At 40.8% G+C, this 18868-nt stretch carries 17 protein-coding genes; 5 read left to right on the forward strand and 12 right to left on the reverse strand.

What is annotated here, in order from left to right:
• Nucleotides 1–15: 15 nt before the first annotated feature.
• The 4 genes from NE535_RS06700 to sdhC are packed head-to-tail and all read right to left on the reverse strand — an operon-like array spanning nucleotide 16 to nucleotide 3242.
• Nucleotides 16–723: a succinate dehydrogenase iron-sulfur subunit gene (locus NE535_RS06700; RefSeq protein WP_188839885.1), complete on the reverse strand. Its 708-nt coding sequence runs from the start codon at nucleotides 721–723 to the stop codon at nucleotides 16–18.
• A gap of 15 nt (nucleotides 724–738) precedes the next feature.
• Nucleotides 739–2505 carry a succinate dehydrogenase flavoprotein subunit gene (sdhA, locus tag NE535_RS06705; RefSeq protein ID WP_261297885.1) on the reverse strand — a complete coding sequence of 589 codons (1767 nt, stop codon included), beginning with the start codon at nucleotides 2503–2505 and terminating at the stop codon, nucleotides 739–741.
• On the reverse strand, nucleotides 2506–2853 hold the full coding sequence (gene sdhD, locus NE535_RS06710; protein ID WP_261297886.1) for a succinate dehydrogenase, hydrophobic membrane anchor protein: 348 nt from the start codon (nucleotides 2851–2853) through the stop codon (nucleotides 2506–2508).
• Entirely contained in the window at nucleotides 2847–3242 is a 396-nt protein-coding gene (gene sdhC, locus NE535_RS06715; RefSeq protein ID WP_188839888.1) for a succinate dehydrogenase cytochrome b556 subunit, read from the reverse strand. Before sdhC ends, sdhD begins: the two co-directional genes overlap by 7 nt.
• A gap of 414 nt (nucleotides 3243–3656) precedes the next feature.
• Here sdhC and NE535_RS06720 point away from each other — a divergent pair, with 414 nt between their 5' ends.
• The gene (locus tag NE535_RS06720; protein WP_261297887.1) at nucleotides 3657–4943 is read left to right on the forward strand and encodes a citrate synthase; all 1287 of its coding nucleotides are present in this window, start codon (nucleotides 3657–3659) and stop codon (nucleotides 4941–4943) included.
• Nucleotides 4944–5000: 57 nt separating this feature from the next.
• On the opposite strand, the gene NE535_RS06725 is transcribed toward NE535_RS06720, so the two are convergent.
• Both NE535_RS06725 and cobB read right to left on the reverse strand, forming a co-directional pair.
• Complete coding sequence (locus NE535_RS06725; RefSeq protein ID WP_261297888.1) at nucleotides 5001–5474, reverse strand: AAA family ATPase; 474 nt, start codon at nucleotides 5472–5474, stop codon at nucleotides 5001–5003.
• Complete coding sequence (cobB, locus tag NE535_RS06730; RefSeq protein ID WP_261297889.1) at nucleotides 5471–6205, reverse strand: Sir2 family NAD+-dependent deacetylase; 735 nt, start codon at nucleotides 6203–6205, stop codon at nucleotides 5471–5473. The genes NE535_RS06725 and cobB overlap by 4 nt, the downstream gene beginning before the upstream one ends.
• A 611-nt stretch (nucleotides 6206–6816) precedes the next feature.
• Between cobB and fur the strand changes: the two genes are divergently transcribed.
• The gene (fur, locus tag NE535_RS06735) at nucleotides 6817–7248 is read left to right on the forward strand and encodes a ferric iron uptake transcriptional regulator (RefSeq protein ID WP_188839892.1); all 432 of its coding nucleotides are present in this window, start codon (nucleotides 6817–6819) and stop codon (nucleotides 7246–7248) included.
• Nucleotides 7249–7313: 65 nt separating this feature from the next.
• Here the strand turns inward: fur and NE535_RS06740 are convergent, their stop codons facing one another.
• From NE535_RS06740 to ppsA, 5 genes are all read right to left on the reverse strand, one after another.
• Nucleotides 7314–7814, reverse strand: coding sequence for a GNAT family N-acetyltransferase (locus NE535_RS06740; protein ID WP_261297958.1), 501 nt, complete (start codon nucleotides 7812–7814; stop codon nucleotides 7314–7316).
• A 101-nt stretch (nucleotides 7815–7915) separates the two neighbouring features.
• The gene (locus tag NE535_RS06745; protein WP_261297890.1) at nucleotides 7916–8332 is read right to left on the reverse strand and encodes a MarR family winged helix-turn-helix transcriptional regulator; all 417 of its coding nucleotides are present in this window, start codon (nucleotides 8330–8332) and stop codon (nucleotides 7916–7918) included.
• 81 nt (nucleotides 8333–8413) lie between these two features.
• Nucleotides 8414–8854, reverse strand: coding sequence for a DUF1285 domain-containing protein (locus NE535_RS06750; protein ID WP_261297891.1), 441 nt, complete (start codon nucleotides 8852–8854; stop codon nucleotides 8414–8416).
• Nucleotides 8855–8867: 13 nt separating this feature from the next.
• A complete protein-coding gene (gene ydiJ, locus NE535_RS06755; protein ID WP_261297892.1) occupies nucleotides 8868–11912 on the reverse strand; it encodes a D-2-hydroxyglutarate dehydrogenase YdiJ in 3045 nt (1014 codons plus the stop codon).
• Between the two features lie 155 nt (nucleotides 11913–12067).
• On the reverse strand, nucleotides 12068–14437 hold the full coding sequence (ppsA, locus tag NE535_RS06760) for a phosphoenolpyruvate synthase (RefSeq protein ID WP_261297893.1): 2370 nt from the start codon (nucleotides 14435–14437) through the stop codon (nucleotides 12068–12070).
• A gap of 127 nt (nucleotides 14438–14564) precedes the next feature.
• Between ppsA and ppsR the strand changes: the two genes are divergently transcribed.
• Together ppsR and NE535_RS06770 are read left to right on the forward strand one after the other, a co-directional pair.
• Nucleotides 14565–15377, forward strand: a complete 813-nt coding sequence (ppsR, locus tag NE535_RS06765) for a posphoenolpyruvate synthetase regulatory kinase/phosphorylase PpsR (protein WP_188839898.1) — start codon at nucleotides 14565–14567, stop codon at nucleotides 15375–15377.
• A 242-nt stretch (nucleotides 15378–15619) separates the two neighbouring features.
• Entirely contained in the window at nucleotides 15620–16687 is a 1068-nt protein-coding gene (locus NE535_RS06770; RefSeq protein ID WP_261297894.1) for a 3-deoxy-7-phosphoheptulonate synthase, read from the forward strand.
• Between the two features lie 111 nt (nucleotides 16688–16798).
• On the opposite strand, the gene NE535_RS06775 is transcribed toward NE535_RS06770, so the two are convergent.
• Nucleotides 16799–18040 carry an HD-GYP domain-containing protein gene (locus NE535_RS06775; protein ID WP_261297895.1) on the reverse strand — a complete coding sequence of 414 codons (1242 nt, stop codon included), beginning with the start codon at nucleotides 18038–18040 and terminating at the stop codon, nucleotides 16799–16801.
• Nucleotides 18041–18156: 116 nt separating this feature from the next.
• Between NE535_RS06775 and NE535_RS06780 the strand changes: the two genes are divergently transcribed.
• Nucleotides 18157–18867, forward strand: coding sequence for an SIMPL domain-containing protein (locus NE535_RS06780; RefSeq protein WP_261297896.1), 711 nt, complete (start codon nucleotides 18157–18159; stop codon nucleotides 18865–18867).
• The last annotated feature ends 1 nt before the right edge of the window (nucleotide 18868 follow it).

The raw sequence follows: 18868 nt of genomic DNA on the forward strand, positions 1-18868 counted from the left end.
GCTCTTCTATGTTCATTAAACAGCTCGCTTCAGTAGCATTGACTTAATATGGCCAATAGCTTTAGTTGGGTTTAATCCTTTCGGACAAACATCAACACAGTTCATGATACCGTGACAACGGAACACACTGTAAGCATCGTCAAGCTCAGATAAACGCTCTTCTGTAGCGGTATCACGGCTGTCGATTAAGAAGCGATAAGCATGTAATAAACCACTTGGTCCGATAAACTTATCTGGATTCCACCAGAAAGACGGACAAGCGGTAGAACAACATGCACACATGATACATTCATATAAACCATCTAAGTGCTCACGCTCTTCAGGTGATTGTAAATGTTCACGTGCTGGTGTTTTTTCATCATTGATCAAGAAAGGTTTGATTTTCTCATACTGTTTATAGAATTGAGTTAAATCAACCACAAGATCACGTACTACTGGCATGCCAGGTAACGGACGAATTTCAAGCTTTTTACCCTTGAAGGTAGAAACTGGCGTAATACACGCTAGTCCATTTTTACCATTCATATTGATACCGTCACTGCCACACACACCTTCACGGCATGAACGACGGAACGCTAGCGTTGGGTCTTGTTCTTTAAGCTTAATTAATGCATCTAACACCATCATATCCGTGCCATCTTGCACTTCAAGGGTGTAATCCTTCATGTATGGCTTAGTATCTACATCAGGATTATAACGATACACTGCAAATGTTAATTTCATCTTTGCAACTCCTGCTTAGTAAGTACGTTTCTTCGGAGGGAAGGCTTCACGTAACTTAGGCGCCATATTCACATCACGTTTAGTCATTGATGTATCAGCTGGGTCAAACAAACTGTGGCATAACCAGTTGTCATCATCACGCTCTAAGAAGTCTTCACGAGAATGCGCACCACGACTTTCAGTACGGAAGTTAGCAGCATATGCTGTTGCTAACGCAGTAGCCATAAGGTTATCTAGCTCTAAACATTCAATACGTTGAGTGTTGAACTCTCTTGAGTTATCAGAAAGTTTGGCATTATCTAAACGTTTTTGAATTGCTTGAAGCTGTTCTAAACCTTCAGCCATTGCATCACCAGTACGGAATACAGAGAAGTTTAGTTGCATACAAAGTTGTAAATCTTTACGAATTACTGCTGGATCTTCACCGTCTTTGTTACTTTCCCAGCGATTTAAACGCGCAAGAGAAGCATCAATGTTTGCGGTAGAAGCATCTTTAGGATCAGCAGTTGCATCAAGCGCCTTACCTAAATGTTGACCTGCTGCACGTCCAAATACGACTAAGTCTAATAGTGAGTTACCACCAAGACGGTTTGCACCGTGAACAGATACACAAGCGATTTCACCCACAGCAAATAAACCAACAACTTCAGATTCAGTGCCGTCTTTATCCATACGGATAACTTGACCGCTCACTTTAGTCGGTAAACCACCCATCATGTAATGGCAAGTTGGTAATACTGGGATTGGACCATCAGCCGGATCAATGTGCGCAAACGTACGTGATAATTCACATACACCTGGTAAACGCGCTTCTAGGGTTTCTTTACCTAGGTGATCAAGTTTTAGTAAACAGTGTGGACCTAAAGGACCATCAAGACCGCGGCCTTCACGAATTTCAGTCATCATTGAACGTGCTACCACGTCACGAGATGCTAAATCTTTCGCGTTAGGCGCATAACGTTCCATGAAACGCTCGCCATCTTTATTTAATAAGTATCCGCCTTCACCACGACAACCTTCTGTAACAAGTACACCTGCGCCAGCAATACCCGTCGGGTGGAACTGCCACATTTCCATGTCTTGTAATTGAACGCCAGCACGTGCTGCCATACCCACGCCATCACCCGTGTTGATATGTGCGTTAGTGGTTGAAGCGTAAATACGCCCTGCGCCACCAGTAGCCAAAATCGTTGCTTTACCTTTGAAATAAACGATTTCACCGGTTTCGATTTCGATTGCAGTACAACCAACAATCACGCCATCATCGTTTTTTACTAGGTCTAACGCATACCACTCAGAAAACACTTGAGTTTTATGCTTAACGTTTTGTTGATATAAACAGTGAAGCAATGCATGACCTGTACGGTCAGCAGCAGCAGCTGTACGTGCCGCTTGTTCGCCACCAAAGTTTCTTGATTGGCCACCAAATGGACGTTGATAAATTGTGCCATTTTCAAAACGAGAGAATGGTAAACCCATATGCTCAAGTTCAATAATCGCTTCTGGACCGGTTTGACACATAAATTCGATAGCGTCTTGGTCACCGATAAAATCAGAACCTTTAACCGTATCGTACATGTGTTGTTCCCAGTGATCTTCATGCGCGTTACCTAACGCAACAGTGATACCACCTTGCGCAGACACTGTATGAGAACGTGTTGGGAAAACCTTTGATAAAAGCGCACAGCTTTTACCTTCTTTAGAAATCTGTAATGCTGCTCGCATACCAGCGCCACCGGCACCAATAACGATTGCATCAAATTCGCGTACTGGAATACTCACTTATACACCCCACACTATTACGATGCCGGCCGCTAAATAACTGAATGCGGTCACAACAAAGGTAAACTGTAATACACCACGTAACGACGTGCATTTAACATAGTCAGTTAATACTTGCCACACACCAATCCATGCATGGACAAGTAGAGCAACTAAAGCTAACAAGGTAAATACTTTCATTGGCAATGTGCTGAATAAGCCGTGCCAAATGTCGAAAGTTAGTGGCGAACTACACGCGATAAATCCAACCAAGAAGATTGTATAACAAGCTAGGATCACCGCACTGGCGCGTAGTAAAATAAAGTCATGAACACCACTGCGTCCAAAACTTGCTGCGTTAGTTACCATACCCAAATCCCCGCTATGATTGAAAAGGCTGCTGCTAAAGCAAATGTCACTTTAGCTGAAGCGATACCTGAAGCTAATTCTTCCCAACGACCAGTATCCATGATCAAGTGACGGATGCCACCTAATAAGTGATAACCAAGCGCGGTTAGAATGCCCCAAAGGATGAACTTCATTACGAAACCATCAAACAAGGATTGTACGCTAGCGAAGCCTTCAGCAGAGGTTAAAGTAGAATTTAACAACCACAAAAGTATACCAATAGCGAATAGCATGATGACACCGGAAATGCGGTGTAGGATTGATGCGATAGCTGTCGCAGGGAAGCGTATCGTCTGCAGGTCTAGATGGACAGGTCTTTGCTTTTTCACGTTCTGCTCACTCAGCTCCATTGAGCATTATTTTTGTTATGTATTTCTTTTTTGCTTAAGACATCAACGCCAAAAAAGTGTTAACAACATGTTTAAGCAAAAAACAAACTACTATCAAACACCTAACTAATTGAGAAATCACTAATTTAGATTGTAAAATAATCATTTCAAAAGTGTGATGTCTGTCGCCCTTAAGGACGCAGGCAAGTATACTCGCGAGAATTGTCAAATACAAACATCACATTATGCAAATTATGTTTTTTTATGAATTTTTTATTCTAAAGCCCAAGGTGCAAGGCTTTTAACAGGGTATATACCATGGTCTAACAAATTTAAACGCTTATTTAAATTGATCTGATATCCCTTTCCACTGTAAAGTAATGTCCGCTTAACATGCCGCACTCATATAAAAGAATGACGTAAGGAGAACGGGGTATGGCTGATAATATAGCCAAATTAGAGTTACCAGGTAACGATTCAATCGACTTACCAATTAAGAAAGGTACTGAAGGGTTTGATGTAATCGACATCAGTACATTGGGAAAGAAAGGCTATTTCACTTTTGATCCTGGCTTTCTAGCAACAGCATCTTGTGAGTCTGCAATCACATATATCGATGGTGACCAAGGTATTTTATTGCACCGTGGCTATCCAATTGATCAACTTGCAACTGAATCAAGTTATTTAGACTTATGCTATCTGCTCCTTTACGGAGAGTTGCCATCTAAAGCTGATTACGACAAATTCGAAACCACAGTGAAAGAACATACTATGGTTCACGAGCAAATCGCATTCTTCTTCCGAGGTTTCCGTCGTGACGCACATCCAATGGCGATGCTATGTGGTGTGACAGGTGCACTTTCTGCTTTCTATCAAGATTCTCTTGATGTGAACAATCCAAAGCATCGTGAAATTGCTGCTTATCGCTTGGTGTCTAAAATGCCAACTATTGCTGCAATGTGTTACAAGTACTCAATGGGTCAACCCTTTGTGTATCCACGTAACGAACTAAGCTATGCGGGTAACTTCTTATCTATGATGTTCGCAACACCATGCGAAGAGTATAAAGTTAACCCTGTAGTTGAACGTGCAATGGATCGTATCTTTGTTCTTCACGCAGATCACGAACAAAATGCTTCAACGTCTACAGTACGTTTGGCTGGTTCTTCTGGTGCTAACCCATTTGCGTGTATCGCAGCGGGTATTGCATCATTATGGGGCCCTGCTCACGGTGGCGCGAACGAAGCTTGTCTTGCTATGCTTGAAGAAATTGGTTCAGTGGATCGTATCCCTGAATTTATTGAAAAAGCCAAAGATAAGAATGACCCATTCCGTTTAATGGGCTTCGGACATCGCGTTTACAAAAACTTCGACCCTCGCGCGAAAGTTATGCGTGAAACGTGTCATGAAGTATTAAAAGAACTTAAAGTGGTTGATCCATTACTCGATGTAGCAATGGAGCTAGAGCGTATAGCACTTGAAGATGAATACTTCATCTCTAAAAAGCTTTACCCGAACGTTGATTTCTACTCTGGCCTAATCATGAAAGCCATTGGTATCCCTAATGATATGTTTACAGTGTTATTCGCATTGTCTCGTACCGTTGGTTGGATTTCACACTGGAAAGAAATGTTAGATCAACCAGGCCACAAAATTAGCCGTCCTCGTCAGTTATATACTGGTGAATCAGCGCGTGATTTTGTCAGCTTAGATAAACGTTAATCTATTAATGTTTATACGAAAAAGCGCCTTAGGGCGCTTTTTTTATGCGAGTAATACTCAATCTATCTCAAATAACTTCGCCATTCTTTGGATCTGTTTTAGTGAAACACTATGCTTATTTCGTTGCGAACATAGCTCTTGATGTTCCACTGATTTAGGATCGCCGATAAGCACTACTTTTACTTGGTAGCCAAGCGCAACAGCAGCCGTTTTATAAGCAAGATACTCCCAATGACAGACATTAGTATTATCGCAAATCACCACAGGTTCAGCTCTTGCTAGCGCTTCAATGAATAAACTCAAATTAAGTTGATGGTTTTGTGACAGCTTATTGATATCAAATCGATATTCGCCATCGTTAAAAAAAAGATTATCTGTTGAATAATAGCCATATTGTTTAATCTGAGTCGCTACGGATAGCGGCTGAGATTGTATAAATTGCTCTACCCAGTAGGATTTTCCACTACCGGGTAAACCGCGCATAATAATGACCAATTTACTGTCATTTTGAGCCTGATTTACATCACTCATGATGCAATCGGTTCACTACCGAGGGTTTTACCCTTGAGAATATCTTCAACCAGTTGTGGAACGATATCCCCCGCTTTACCGGTAAAGTGATATTGAAATTGGCTGTGCCTATCTGGTGCGACTAAATTGACCTCAACGGTTTGTGCACCGTGGTGATTAGCGCTATCAACAAAGCCCGCAGCAGGATAAACGGTGCCAGATGTACCAATTGCAATAAACAAATCACAATGATCGAGTGCATCATGAATTCTATCCATACCAAATGGCATTTCACCAAACCATACTATGTGAGGCCTTAAGCGCATTGCAGGAATACAACAAGTACAGCAGTTATCAGGCCCAAACGGTTCTCGAAGAATAAAGGTTTGTAACGACTTTGGACACCGTCCCTTAGACAATTCGCCATGCATATGTAGTAAACGACGTGAGCCTGCTCTTTCATGGAGATCGTCCACGTTTTGGGTGATCACTAGAAGATTGCCATCAAATTCAGCTTCTAATTTAGCTAGCGCAATATGCGCAAGGTTTTCACTGACTTCATCTGAATGCAATTGTTGCCAGCGGTTATTGTAAAAACGTTCTACTAGTTCAATATCTTTAGCGTAACCTTCCGGTGTAGCAACATCTTCAATATGATGCTGTTCCCATAATCCATGTTGATCGCGAAACGTACGAATACCTGATTCAGCAGAAATGCCTGCGCCGGTTAACACGACAATATTCCGGTACATTGTGCTTCCTTTTTATTATTGGCTTGAATTAATAAATCAATATCATAGCCGGATTGAACTCATAAGCTACACTAGCAAAAACTGCGATTAACCTGCAATCGATTGCTGCAGTAATCCTGAAAATTTGGCTATTTATAGCGCTAAAAGTTGTCACTTTATAGTGACTAAATAAACGTGAAAGTCATCTGACTTAACCTTAACGCTGGTTAACAGATTTACTCACTTATTAATATGATTAATTAAATATACGCGACCTCTTCAGCCGATGATTTTTAGTGGTAACAGGCGAATTTTCGTGTCAAATAAGTGGCCTATTGCATGTAAATTAAACGCTACTCCCGTCGAAAAATAGCCGCTAAAAGAAGATTAATTAACCAATATCAGGTTACATATTATTATCCAGTGTCGCTTGAACCTAAATATATCGCAATAATCCCTTAGTATAAGTAAGCTTATTGTCGCAAATGGGATGTATTTTATTGCACTGTGGACAATTTTTATATTAATAACCAGATTAAGCCACTTAGAGGTTTAAGTTTTCATATTCAACACATATAATGATTTCATTATCCACGGACGAACCGATTGGTTCTGCAATCAAGAGATTAGCAATGACAGATGGAAATCAAGCCCTTAAAAAAGCCGGTTTAAAAATTACCCTGCCGCGAGTAAAAATTCTTGAGCTAATGCAAAATCCTGAAAACCAGCACATTAGCGCTGAAGACTTATACAAGAAATTGTTAGAAGTGGGTGAAGAAATTGGCTTAGCCACTGTATACCGTGTACTCAACCAATTCGATGATGCTGGTATTCTTAACCGTCATCATTTTGAATCCGGCAAAGCCGTTTTTGAAATGTCGACTCAAAAGCATCATGATCATTTAGTCTGCTTAACCTGCGATAAAGTTATCGAGTTTTCTGATGAGGTGATTGAGCGTCGCCAAGATGAGATTGCGATGCGTCATAATATTAAACTGACACATCACAGCTTATATTTATACGGTCACTGCACCAATGATACCTGTGACCACGCTGACGAATAAATCGACGTCGATAAGAAAAACCAGCTGATACGCTGGTTTTTTATTGTCTACACAATGCAAACAAGCTAAAACTCGCGCTGGTAAACATGGACTTTGTGGCCTAAATATTCGTTTTGTTCAAATAACGACATACCGACCTTTTTAGCCACACCTTCAGAACCTTGATTACCATGTAGGATCAGCGCAATAAACAAATCGATATTAAATTTGGGTTGAAAAGTATCTACAGCAGCTTGTGCTGCTTCATAGCCAATGCCTTGGCCCCAATATTCTGGAAAATAGCGATATCCAAGTTCGACTTTATTAAACTCAGGTAAATATTTAGGCCCACAAAAACCGATGACTTTATTATCATCTTTATGATGCACAGCCCAGCGCCCAAAACCATGCTTTGCGTAATCAGCTAGGATCACATTATGGTAAATATCTGCTGCTTGAGCCTCATGAGTGAAAGGCTCCATAGGAATATAAGTCAGCATTTCAGGTACGCTGTTCATCAAAAACAGAGCTGGAATATCTGGTTCGGTGAATGGCCTAAGAATAAGCCTGTTGGTTTCAGTAATTATTTCTGTTGGTAATTGACTGTTATCAACCATGATTGTGCTTCCATTTGAACAATTATCGACAAAATAATGATAACACAAAGTTGATATGTAAAAAGATAGAATTAAGCTATTTTGTTGATTTTATTAAGAAGTCGCATTAACTCATCTTGTTCATCTGTGGTTAATAGTGCTAAATAATGCTCGTTGACCCACTCTGCCTCGTGAACTAAATCATGCTCTAAGGCTTTACCATCATCTGTCAGAAATATTTGAAATGCGCGCCTGTTGTCCGCTTCTTGATGGCGGGTAATCAGCCCCTGTACTTGTAGTTGATCAAGCAAGCGGGTCATGGTGTAGTTAGCAACATCACAGCGTTTTGACAATTCCGTTTGGCTTAAGCCTTCTTCTTGCCATAAGGTAAATAACACTGGCCAAAGTTTAATATCCAATTCGTAGCGTTTCAAGCGTGTATCTAGCGCTTGCTGCAAGGTCAAATTAAGGTGTGATACCAAATAATTTAAACTTTCATAACGTTTCATTGATACCTCCTCATTACACCCATCAATATTTTATTGATGTAAACTTGATACTGATATTAGCATACGCTAGAAAGGGACAAATTAGTCAAAAGATAAATACTCATTTATATAACGATAATAACAAGCACGGTTCAGGCTTGCTATTAACCCTTTATTTAAACTGACCAAAATGCCCTTCTCTTTCACTTCAATTGCAGTATCCGCGACATGAAATCTTGTATCAAGACTACTGGTAAAGCAAAATCCATCATCATTTTTCTCGACATCAACCAGTAACAACGGCCAAGATTCGACGGCGACTTTCACTTTTTCAACGGGTGTAATCAAAAAGTATTCACCGCCAATACAATGCAGAATATAGCTGAACATTCGAGCAAACTTTGTCGGTAATGGGCTATCAAGATAAAGCCAACGTCCGTCAGATAAAATACGAAACAGCACATCTTCACTGCATAACTTTACACCACTTTGGTGAGTGAATTGAGCTATTGAAGAGACTGTTTCTGTATCGCTATCTGTCATGTACTGATTAGCCTTAATTGTTGTTCAATAAAGTTAAAAGTGCTTCTATCGGATGTTTAGGACTGAATTTAGCGAAGCGTTTTACCTGGCTACGGCATGAATATCCTGAGACTAAAATTTGCCCTTTTTCAGCGATGTCATCGATACTTGATTGCCATGACATTTCAAATAAGGCTTTAGAACGCTCAAGGTTTTCAAGTTCATGGCCATAGGTTCCAGCCATCCCACAACACCCTAGATTCAAACTAGTGACCTTTGCGCCAAAATGATTAAAAATAATTTGCCATTCTTTAGCCGTATTAGGTTTAGCTGTTGATTCTGTACAATGACTAAACCAAGTGAACTGTTCAGGCACCTCTTTGCTTATTTTAGGACAATGCTCAATGGCATTAACTAACCATTCATTCGCCAATTTGACTTCAAAATTACCGCGTTTTTGCCCTAATGCTTCTTTATATTCATCGCGGTAACAAAGAACTAATGCAGGGTCTAAGCCTACCATCGGCATACCGAGCGCATGCAACTTATTCAAAAAATCGGCACTGTTTTGCGCAGTTTTAGCAAATTTGGTTAAAAAACCTTTGATATGACTGGGTTTACCATTCGGTTTAAATGGTAACAATACGGGTTTAAATCCAAGTTTTTCAATTAATTGTATAAATCGATACACAATATCGGCATCATAAAATGAATTAAATGGGTCTTGCACTACTAACACATATTGGCTGCGGTCCGCCTTTGGCACGGCATATAAGTCATCTAATTCGTAACCTCGGCTTGGGTGACCATCTAAGCGTTGTTTCAATGTCGGAACAGAAAGCTTGGGCGAATCGACATAGCCAATTGTCTTTTTGATAATCCACTGACTCACAGGGTTTTGCGATGCAAAGTTAGTCACTTTTGGCATTGATGCCATCAATGGCAGTGAATCTTCAATTCCAGCCACTAAGTAATCTTTTGCAGGACGTAAGTATCGTTTGTAGTAAATATCAAAAAATTGCGCTCGAAACTTTGGTACGTCAACTTTTACAGGGCATTGACTTGAGCAAGCTTTACAAGCCAAACATCCTTTTAACGAGTCCATGACTTCATGGGAATAATCATAATCTCGTTTCGCATTTATGGTATTTTGCGCTCTTTGAAGCAAACTTGACGATTTAGCTGCCGCTAACTCATTAACATCCACCCCTTCAGCTTCGAGTAATCTTAACCATTCTCGCATTAATCCCGCACGACCTTTAGGTGACTGAATACGATCGCCAGTGGCTTTAAATGATGGACACATAGGCGAATAAGCACTGTAGTTAAAACAAAGGCCATTACCATTACAGTTCATGACATCTGGAAAAGCATCACGCACTTGAATTGGAATTTGACGATCAAAACTACCACGCTTGGCACTGTCGACGTTAAACATTAACGGAGCCGATTTTGGCGGCGCGACTAATTTTCCTGGATTTAAGCGATTATCGGGGTCAAACAAACCTTTAATTTGTTCAAGCACACCATAAAGTTCATCACCAAATACCGCGGGACCATATTGACCACGAACACCTTTACCGTGCTCGCCCCACATTAAACCACCATATTTTAGTGTTAATGCGGCAACCTCATCAGAAATGACTTTAAGCAATTTTTCATCGGCTTCATCACACATATCCAGAGCTGGACGGACATGCAATACGCCTGCATCGACATGACCAAACATGCCATATTGTAATTGATGACCATCTAACAGTGCTCGAAACTCCATAATAAAGTCGGCTAAGTTTTCAGGTGGTACCGCGGTATCTTCTGCAAAAGCGATAGGTTTACGTCGCCCTTTCGTTGCACCCAGTAAACCAACCGCTTTTTTACGCATAGCATAAATTTGCTCAATACTGGGTTTATCGTTAGTAATTTGAAAACCCACTAGGCCATAGAGTTGATCATTGAGTTGTTGAGTTAATACCGTTTCTAAGTTGGCTACTTTTAAGTTAACTTCAGCATCATCTCCGGCAAACTCAACCATGTTTAAGCCTTCAATAACCTTATTAGGCACATCTTTGATCAGATCAGAAACTGAATGCCAAATAATGTCTTGTTTAGCCAAATTGAGTACTTTTGAGTCGACCGTTTCAACAACGGTGGCTTTGGCTTGAACTAACGATGGTGCATGGCGTAAAGCTGATTCAAACGAATCATATTTGATATTTACCATCATCCGTGTTTTAGGCAGTGGCGTAATATTCAGTTTCGCCTCGGTGATCACCACCAAAGTCCCTTCAGAACCGGTTAATATGCGAGAGACATCAAACTGTGTTAAGTCATCATTCCAAACATGCTTTAAATCGTAACCCGTTAAAAAACGATTTAATTTCGGAAAACGGCTTTCGATTAATTTGCGCTTATCAAGGCACACATCGGAAATAGCGGCAATAATAGTATCAGCTAGCGAGTTTTCGGTTGGAGAGGCATGTACGGCATCTTTATTTATTGGCCTTGAAGTTAATACACTGCCATCAATCAATACACTAGTAAGCCCTAAAACATGATCTGAGGTTTTGCCATAGACTAATGAGCCCGCCCCAGATGCGTCCGTGTTGATCATGCCGCCGACAGTGGCACGATTTGACGTCGATAAATCAGGACTAAAGAAAAAGCCATGGGGGCGTAAGGCGTCATTCAATGCATCCTTAACCACTCCCGCCTGTACTTTCACCCAGCCTTCTTTCGCGTTGACTTCTATAACTTGGTTCATGTGACGTGACACATCTAATATCAAACCGTGTGTCAAAGACTGGCCATTAGTGCCTGTTCCACCACCACGTGCGCTGAACGTCACGGCTTTAAACTCAGGTTTTGCCGCTAGACGTAATACCAGTTCAACATCTTTTTGGCTAGCAGGATAAATGACCGCCTGAGGTAAGAATTGGTACACTGAGTTATCGGTAGCTTGGATCAGTCTGGCACTATAACGCTTGTCAATTTCACCATTAAAGTCACTTTGTTCTAACGCATCTAAATACGCTAAATAAACGGGTTCTAATGTTTGTTTGTGTGAGAGTAAAGGTAACATGGCAGACTTATTATTGATTTTGAGTTACCGCCATTATAAACAAAAAAAAGCCGCTAAAAAGCGGCTTTTTTAACAAGTTGATAAAAATACGTGTTCTGGAATTAACCTAAATGCTTAATCACATTCAAAGCCCGTACTTTAACAAGTTTAATTGATTAAGCATGTTCTTTGGCTAGGTATAACCAAGTATCAATTACAGTATCTGGATTCAGTGATACGGTATCAATACCTTGTTCAACTAACCATTGTGCAAAATCAGCATGATCTGATGGGCCTTGGCCACAAATACCAACATACGCGCCTTTTGCTTTAGCGGCTTTAATAGCCATAGCTAATAGCGCTTTAACCGCTTCATTACGCTCGTCGAACAAGTGACTGATAATGCCTGAGTCACGATCTAAGCCCAAGGTTAACTGGGTTAAATCGTTTGAACCGATTGAGAAACCGTCAAAGTACTCAAGGAACTGTTCAGCAAGAATGGCATTTGAAGGTAATTCACACATCATAATGACGCGTAAACCATCTTTACCACGCTCTAAACCTTGTTCTTTAAGCAACTCGATAACCTGTGATGCTTCGCCTAATGTACGTACGAATGGGATCATCACTTCAACGTTAGTTAAGCCCATTTGGTTACGAACACGTTTAATCGCTTCACACTCTAACGCGAAACAATCGCGGAATGATTCAGAGATATAACGGCTTGCACCACGGAAGCCCAACATTGGGTTTTCTTCTTCTGGCTCGTAATGTTCACCACCGACTAAGTTTGCGTACTCGTTAGACTTAAAGTCTGACATACGTACAATCACTTTTTTCGGATAGAAGGCCGAAGCAATAGTGGCAATACCTTCAACAAGACGTGCAATATAGAATTCAACAGGTGATTCATAACCCGCAATCATTTCATTGATTTCAGTTTGTAATTCAGCACTTTGTTGATTGAACTCAAGCAAGGCTTTAGGGTGAATACCAATCATACGGTTGATAATAAACTCTAAACGCGCAAGGCCTACACCTTCGTTTGGTAAACGCGCAAAATCAAATGCACGATCAGGATTACCCACGTTCATCATGATTTTCATCGGCAAATCGGGTAATGAGTCAACACGGTTGGTGACAACTTCAAACTCTTGCTTACCTGAGTAAATTAATCCTGTATCGCCTTCGGCGCATGACACAGTAACTAACTCACCATTTTTAATTAAATCAGTCACATTGCCACAACCCACAACAGCAGGGACACCTAACTCGCGAGCAATAATTGCCGCATGGCAGGTACGACCGCCACGGTTAGTCACAATCGCACTAGCACGTTTCATGATAGGTTCCCAATCAGGGTCAGTCATGTCTGTAACCAGTACATCACCCGGTTGGATTTGATCCATATCTTCAATCGATGCGAGTACTTTCGCTACACCGCTACCAATTTTGTGGCCAATGGCACGACCTTCGCAGATCACATCACCTTTGGTTTTTAAATGATAACGTTCAATTAACTGCACGTCTTCACGACTACGCACGGTTTCAGGACGCGCTTGCACAATATAAAGCTTACCGTCGTTGCCATCTTTTGCCCATTCGATGTCCATTGGACGACCATAGTGCTTTTCAATCACAACGGCTTGTTTAGCCAGTTCCATCACTTCAGCATCATCGATTGAGAATAAACGTCTTTGCTCAGCAGACACGTCTTCAATCTTAACTTGCTTACCGTGTGACGCATCGTCAGAGTAAACCATTTGAATTAACTTGCTGCCGATATTACGGCGCACAACGGCTTGGTGACCTTGCGCTAAAATTGGTTTATGAATATAAAACTCGTCAGGATTAACTGCACCCTGCACTACCATTTCACCTAAACCGAATGAAGAGGTGATAAACACAACGTCGTTATTACCTGACTCAGTGTCCATTGTGAACATTACGCCTGACGCAGCTTTATCTGAACGAACCATGCGCTGAACGCCGGCTGATAAAGCAACACCTTGGTGTTCATAACCTTGGTGAACACGATAAGAAATAGCACGGTCATTAAATAGCGAAGCAAAAACATGCTTAATGGCTAAAATAACGGCGTCATAGCCCTTTACGTTTAGGAAGGTTTCTTGCTGACCCGCAAATGAAGCGTCTGGCATGTCTTCAGCAGTGGCAGATGAACGCACTGCAAATGAAGCATCTGAGGTTTCGCTGGCTAATTTTTCATAGGCATCACGCACTGCTGCTTCAAATTCTGGATGGAATGGGGTTTCAATAACCCACTGTCTGATCTGTGCACCGGCTTTCGCTAGCGCGGTTACATCGTCTACATCTAAGGTTTCTAGAAGGTCGTAAATTTTTTGATTTACGCCACTTTGCTCGAGGAATTCATTAAACGCATGAGAGGTAGTTGCAAAACCACCAGGTACTTGAACGCCTGCATTGGCAAGATTACTGATCATCTCTCCAAGGGATGCGTTTTTACCGCCAACCTTGTTTACATCACCCATGCCTAATTCTTGATACCAGAGTACGTATTGCTGCACAGTTTTATCTCCGCAAGTTTTTTATTTCAGTGGCCACTTCACATGAGGGCAAGGGCATTCTACACTCCCCAATAACACGCGTAAATCTATAATTTTATTTGTAATTTTATTACTACAAGAGGTCATAATGGCACCAAAAGTATTTTATATCTCAGATGGGACGGCGATCACAGCAGAGGTTTTTGGGCATGCAGTGCTTTCTCAGTTTCCTATTCAATTTGAAGCACTTACCATTCCGTTCGTTGAAACGTTGCAGCGTGCAGAAAAAGTAAAACAACAAATAAATGATTGTTTTATTACAACAGGTGAAAGACCGTTGGTATTTCATTCCATCGTAAACCCGGATATTCGCAACGTGATTTATTCCTCAGAAGGAATGGATTATGACTTTTTAAACACCTTTGTTGCGCCCTTAGAACAACATTTAGGGGTTGAAGCTAAACCGGTATTACATCGAACCCATGGTAAAGCCAATCACAGTTATGAAGCGCGAATAGATGCAATTAACTTCTCTATGGAAAACGATGATGGCCAAACCATGAAACATATGGACAAGGCCGATATCATTTTATTAGGGGTTTCACGTTGTGGCAAAACACCATCAAGTCTTTATTTATCAATGCAATTTGGTATTAAAGCAGCCAATTACCCCTTTACCGAAGATGACATGGATAACCTCAAATTGCCTGATGCGTTAAAGCGAAACAAATCGAAATTATTCGGTTTAACAATTGATCCGATGCGTTTACATGAAATTCGTCAAAGCCGTATGGAGAATAGCCGTTACTCTTCGCTGAGACAGTGCCGAATAGAAGTCAAAGAGGTTGAAATGCTTTACAAAAAAGAGCGGATCCCCTTTGTAAATACCACGAATCATTCGGTTGAAGAAATCGCCACCAAGATATTGGATGTCACCGGACTAGAACGCCACATGTTTTAAAACCTGTTCTGGAATTGGAACAATATTACTGACGGCTTTTGACGTTTATTTTCAACTTTAAGGATAAAGAAAATAGACGTCGTCCCTCACCTAATTTATACCTAAATGAATTCTTCAATTAGGTTCATCGATAATTTTCAACTATAAGTTAGCCTTTGAAACTCGCAAAGCCTGCATAATTGGGGTTATAATCGCGGGCATTATGATGCGAATAAGCACCTCACGATTTAGCGGTAAGATGAATGACCATTAAAACAGACGAACTACGTACATCCCTTTTATGTAAAGTAATTTCACCCGCACAACTTGCGTCTGAATATCCGCTTACTCAAGATGCTGCCGATTATCTTGTTCAGCAACGCCGAGAAGTAGAAGCCATTATTTCTGGTGAAGACCAGCGCTTATTAGTCATTATTGGACCTTGTTCAATACATGATACTAAAGCGGCATTAGATTACGCGCAGCGCTTATCTGCCCTGCACCATGAATTAAAAGATGATTTATGTATTTTAATGCGGGTTTACTTTGAAAAGCCTCGCACGATTGTAGGTTGGAAAGGATTAATATCAGATCCAGATTTAGACGGCAGCTTTAGCCCTAACAAAGGCTTACGCATGGCGCGTCAGTTATTACAGCAAATAACTGAATTGAAGTTACCAATCGCCACTGAATTTTTAGACATGGTAAACGGTCAATATATTGCTGACCTAATCACCTGGGGCGCAATTGGTGCCCGTACAACAGAAAGCCAAATTCACCGTGAAATGGCTTCTGCCTTATCTTGTCCTGTTGGATTTAAAAACGGCACCGATGGCAATATCAATATTGCTGTTGATGCTGTGCGTGCTGCACAAGTGCCACATATTTTCTACTCGCCGGACAAAGATGGTGCAATGGCGGTATACCGAACTCACGGCAACCCTTATGGTCACATTATTTTACGTGGCGGTAAGCAGCCTAATTATGAAGCCGCCGATATTGAAATCGTCCGCCAACAATTAGAAGCTGTTGGTGTTAGTCAGCGTATTGTGGTCGACTTTAGCCATGGCAACAGCCAGAAAAAACATAAAAATCAGCTCAATGTGGCCGATAGCATTATGGCTCAGCTTCGTGATGGTTCAACCGCAGTTGCAGGTATTATGGCAGAAAGCTTTATGATTGAAGGCAACCAACAGGTCGTTGAGGGCCAGCCTTTAATCTACGGACAAAGTATTACCGATGCCTGTTTGCATTGGGATGATTCTGAAAAGTTATTACGCGATCTTGCTCAAGCGTCACGAGATCGTAAAGCAAAGCTTGCCAATAACTAAGGTTTAACGACTTCAGCAAAAACACAAAACCAGCATCAAATGCTGGTTTTGTGTTTTCATCCGATAAACAAATTAATATTAGCCTGACTAGTGGGTTGTTGGCCTCCCACTCTAACCATAAACTTGCGGCTCACTTAAGTGGCTGTTTGGATTCAGCTTAGCAAACTCATTCTCTACCAGTAAAAAAGCACGCACAAGATTGGCATCAAATATACGTCCTGATTGCTGAGTAATAAACGCTACAGCCTTGCTATGTCCACTGATCTCTTTGTAGTGCCTTGGGCTTGTCATGCCGTCATAAACATCGACTAGGCGCATAATTCGTGCACTTAAAGGAATAAGTTCACCTGCGATATTTTGTGGATAGCCAGAACCATCCCAATTTTCATGGTGATATAAAGCAATATCTTTGGCCATTTGCAACATTGGACAGTTATTATCACAGCGTAACATCTCTTTGATGATCCTTGCCCCACCAGCACAATGCCGTTTTATCTCTTCGTGATCATCTAATGATAGCGAGCGTTCGATACACAATAATTCATCTGGTACATCGGACATGCCAACGTCATGTAACATGCTCGCAAGCATTAAATTATCCGTATCCGTCACTACGTCTTTTTCATTGGCTGCTGAGCGAGAAAACTGTTCGGCTAACATTTTTACATACAGTGCAACCCGATGGATATGTTGCTGAGTATCAATGTTGCTCCCTTCTAGTGCCGTCGCTAATCCGACAACCAATGCATATCGAGAATTAAGCGTAAGACTTAAATTCTTAGCCATAATGGATATTAAATAGCCACAAATCAACATCGCCAGTATATTTGTCACCATAAAATTTAACGCTATGACACACCAGATAAAAAAGGAATATCCCTCTATTTTTGGCCAAGGTAACCAATGGTAATAATAACAAAGTCCAATAATAGCAAGTGTAAAAAAGTTAATAACTTGGGCAATATATCCTGATTTAGTCCCCGTTAAAGCGCAGCTTAATAATGGGTAGATAAATAACCAAAAAAAGCCTGCCCCGGCAGGTCCAAGCACAAATAAATATGCCACACCAATAATATAAGCCATGGTGCTGCCAACGATAAACCTCACTTTTAATGGAATAAAGCTTGCAAAAGTGACCAATAAGAATATGCCGTAAACAAGGGTGTCGAATACCACAAGATCCCAGTGTTTAATGTTAATGCACAAGTAGACACTGCTAATATAAACCGGAAAACATAACAGGGCTAAAATGGAGAAGACACGCTCGAAAATATTTTTTCGCCAATCGGTAAGCGCCGAAGCAAAAATAAACGTGATTGAATTAGGGTTTTGATAGGTTATCGTTACTGACATTTTCAATCCATTGAAATATTTACTTAATAAGCTTAGTTCGTTATATTGAAATCGCAATTGAATAAAATTTGATTAGTGATGAAACCTGACATTAATCCCTTATTGAAGGAACAAAGATGCAAAAATCCAGCGCAACAATTCTAGGCGTCATGTTAGTAATCAGCTTTACCATTTTTGGATTGCTCATAAAGCAGGCATTGTTAGAGGTAAAAACCTTTGATCGCAATGTCACGGTTAAAGGGCTTGCAGAGGCCGAATTCCCAGCAGACATCGTTATTTGGCCTATACAATTTACAGCCGCGGGTAACGACCTGGAAAGTTTATATAATCAAGTCGATGCACAGGAACAACAAATCATTAGTTTTCTCGCATCACAAAACATTGCTCCTGATGAAATCAGTTTTTCTTCGCCAAAAATTAACGACAAACTAGCGCAACAATATGGTGGGCAACAAGACTTTGAATTTCGTTATAGTGCGCTGCAAACGATCACGGTTTATTCTAGTAGTATTAAATTGGTTCGTGATGCTATGCCTAAAATCACCGAACTCGGCAAAAAAGGAATTGTTTTCAGCCAAAATGATTACAACGCGCAAGTAGAATATATTTTCAGTCGTTTAAACGATGTAAAACCGCAAATGATTGAGCAATCCACCACAAATGCGCGCATGGTAGCAGAAAAGTTTGCCTCAGATTCAAATAGCAGACTCGGTAAGATTAAGAATGCCTCTCAGGGACAGTTTTCTATTGGCGATCGTGATAAAAATAATCCACACATAAAACGAGTAAGAGTGGTATCGACCATAGCTTATTATCTTGCTGATTAAA

The sequence above is a fragment of the Shewanella holmiensis genome, from assembly GCF_025370255.1.
GTDB lineage: Bacteria > Pseudomonadota > Gammaproteobacteria > Enterobacterales > Shewanellaceae > Shewanella > Shewanella holmiensis.